The organism is Bartonella tribocorum, from assembly GCF_002778015.1.
In the GTDB taxonomy this organism is placed as follows: domain Bacteria; phylum Pseudomonadota; class Alphaproteobacteria; order Rhizobiales; family Rhizobiaceae; genus Bartonella; species Bartonella tribocorum_B.
This window is the reverse complement of the sequence record NZ_NJPP01000064.1, coordinates 1-2,448: the sequence shown is the minus strand read 5'-3', so window position 1 is coordinate 2,448 and position 2,448 is coordinate 1. Positions and strand designations below refer to the sequence as shown.

2 protein-coding genes and 1 pseudogene are annotated in these 2,448 nt (G+C 40.0%); all 3 read right to left on the bottom strand.

Translation table 11 applies throughout. From position 1 onward, the window contains the following. Positions 1–123: 123 nt before the first annotated feature. The gene (locus CEV08_RS09080; RefSeq protein WP_100131269.1) at positions 124–501 is read right to left on the bottom strand and encodes a helix-turn-helix domain-containing protein; all 378 of its coding nucleotides are present in this window, start codon (positions 499–501) and stop codon (positions 124–126) included. 921 nt (positions 502–1,422) lie between these two features. Beyond that, on the bottom strand, positions 1,423–1,797 hold the full coding sequence (locus tag CEV08_RS09070) for a helix-turn-helix domain-containing protein (RefSeq protein WP_180753585.1): 375 nt from the start codon (positions 1,795–1,797) through the stop codon (positions 1,423–1,425). A 525-nt stretch (positions 1,798–2,322) separates the two neighbouring features. After that, positions 2,323–2,448: pseudogene (locus CEV08_RS10095) on the bottom strand (helix-turn-helix domain-containing protein); the annotation flags it as partial.

The following is a 2,448-nucleotide window of genomic DNA, read 5'->3' as shown; positions in this document are numbered from 1 at the left end:
GCTTTATCTGCGCTCGCTAGATGAGGGATAAAAACTTTATGATTTTTAAAATGAAGAGAAAGAGGCTCTATTGGGATATTTCTGTGCAAGAAAAACACTTCCTTCCCTCAGAAAAAGACTCTTTTAACTCTCATGAGAAATCAAACACAATATTGCCTTTTGTTGCTTAGGCTTAAGCTCTCTAAAACTTTTCAAAAGGATATGCTCTTCTTTGCTTGAGATCATTTCTTCATAAGAGCACAAGACATGCTCTTTTGTGGCAATATCAGCTGTTAAAAGATCCGCATAAAAAAAGCTCATCGGGACTTCTAGTTTTTTTGCGATTTCTAGCAAATATCCTGCGCTTACACGATTGGCGCCTTTTTCGTATTTTTGGATTTGCTGGAAACTAACACCTAAATATTTCCCTAATTCCTTTTGAGAAATCCTCATTGAAATTCGTCTATGGCGAATTTTTTGCCCTATTGAAATGTCGTTAGAATGTGGATTTTTAGTTTGCACTTTGCGCCCCCTCGGGTTGCGAGCGCCCTCGCATGAGTATTCCGGGAGTCTGAAAGTACTGAGTTCAGTCAGCTTTTTTTGCTTTTAGTGTGCAAGCACACCTGGACATAGCAAAAAATCCCGGAATCCCGGGATACCCACAAAAGTAGGTTAATTTTCATGTACTGAACTTTAGGGCTTTCAGACCCTACTGATCGCTGCGTAGACGACCAAAGTTACCCTTTAAGGTATAAAATAATTTAAGAAGATTAGCAATAAAATTTAAAGCTGCGTTTTATCTCATGAGAAATCAAACACAAAACTGCTATCTTTTTTAACTCTCACGCGTCACGCCCCACCGGTTGCGAGCGCCCTCGCATGAGTATTCCGGGAGTCTGAAAGTACTGAGTTCGAATCAGCTTTTTTTGCTTTTAGTGTGCAAACACACCTGGACATGGCAAAAACTCCCGGAATTCCGGGATACCCACAAAAGTAGGTTAATTTTTATGATCGAACTTTAGGGCTTTCAGACCCTACTGATCGCTGCGTAGACGACCAAAGTCACCCTTTAAGGTATAAAATAATTTCAGAAGATTAGCAATAAAATTTAAAGCCGTATTTTATCTCATGAGAAATCAAACACAAAACTGTTATCTTTTTTAGCTCTCACGCCTCACGCCCCACCGGTTGCAAGCGCCCCTTATGCGTATTCCGGGAGTCTGAAAGTACTGAGTTCAGTCAGCTTTTTTGCTTTTAGTGTGCAAACACACCTGGATAGTGCAAAAACTCCCGGAATCTTGCGATATTTATAAAGCAAACCAATCTCTCCGCCTAGCTTTTCAAGGCTTTAAGATCCCCCATGAAACCACATTGTACAACCAGAACCACGCGCTTATCCATAAAGTAATTCAAGAGACCAACAATAACAATTCAAGAAGTATTTTACCTCTCAGCAATCAAACACAAGATTGCCTTTTGTTGCTTAGGCTTAAGCTCTCTAAAACTTTTCAAAAGAATATGCTCTTCCTTGCTTGAGATCATTTCTTCATAAGAGCACAAGACATGTTCTTTTGTGGCAATATCAGCTGTTAAAAGATCCGCATAAAAAAAGCTCATCGGGACTTCTAGTTTTTTAGCGATTTCTAGCAAACATCCCGCGCTTACACGATTGGTGCCTTTTTCGTATTTTTGGATTTGCTGGAAACTAACACCTAGATATTTCCCTAATTCCTTTTGAGAAAGCCTCATTGAAATTCGTCTATGGCGAATTTTTTGCCCTATTGAAATGTCGTTAGAATGTGGATTTTTAGTTTGCACTTTTTGCCCCCTCGGGTTGCGAGCGCCCTCGCATGAGTATTCCGGGAGTCTGAAAGTACTGAGTTTGGATCAGCTTTTTTTGCTTTTAGTGTGCAAACACACCTGGACATAGCAAAAACTCCCGGAATTCCGGGATACCCACAAAAGTAGGTTAAATTCACGTACCAAACCTTAGGGCTTTCAGACCCTCTTGATCGCTGCGTAGACGACCAAAGTTACCCTTTAAGGTATAAAATAATTTAAGAAGATTAGCAATAAAATTTAAAGCCGTATTTTATCTCATGAGAAATCAACCTTAAGACTGCTGTCTTTTTTAGCTCTCACGCCTCACTCCCATCTCACCCTATACCTCTCACGCCCACCTCTATCCCTCACCTCTCACGCCCACCCCACCCTCATAGCGCTTTATCTGCGCTCGCTAGATGAGGGATAAAAACTTTATGATTTTTAAAATGAAGAGAAAGAGGCTCTATTGGGATATTTCTGTGCAAGAAAAACACTTCCTTCCCTCAGAAAAAGACTCTTTTAACTCTCATGAGAAATCAAACACAATATTGCCTTTTGTTGCTTAGGCTTAAGCTCTCTAAAACTTTTCAAAAGGATATGCTCTTCTTTGCTTGAGATCATTTCTTCATAAGAGCACAAGACATG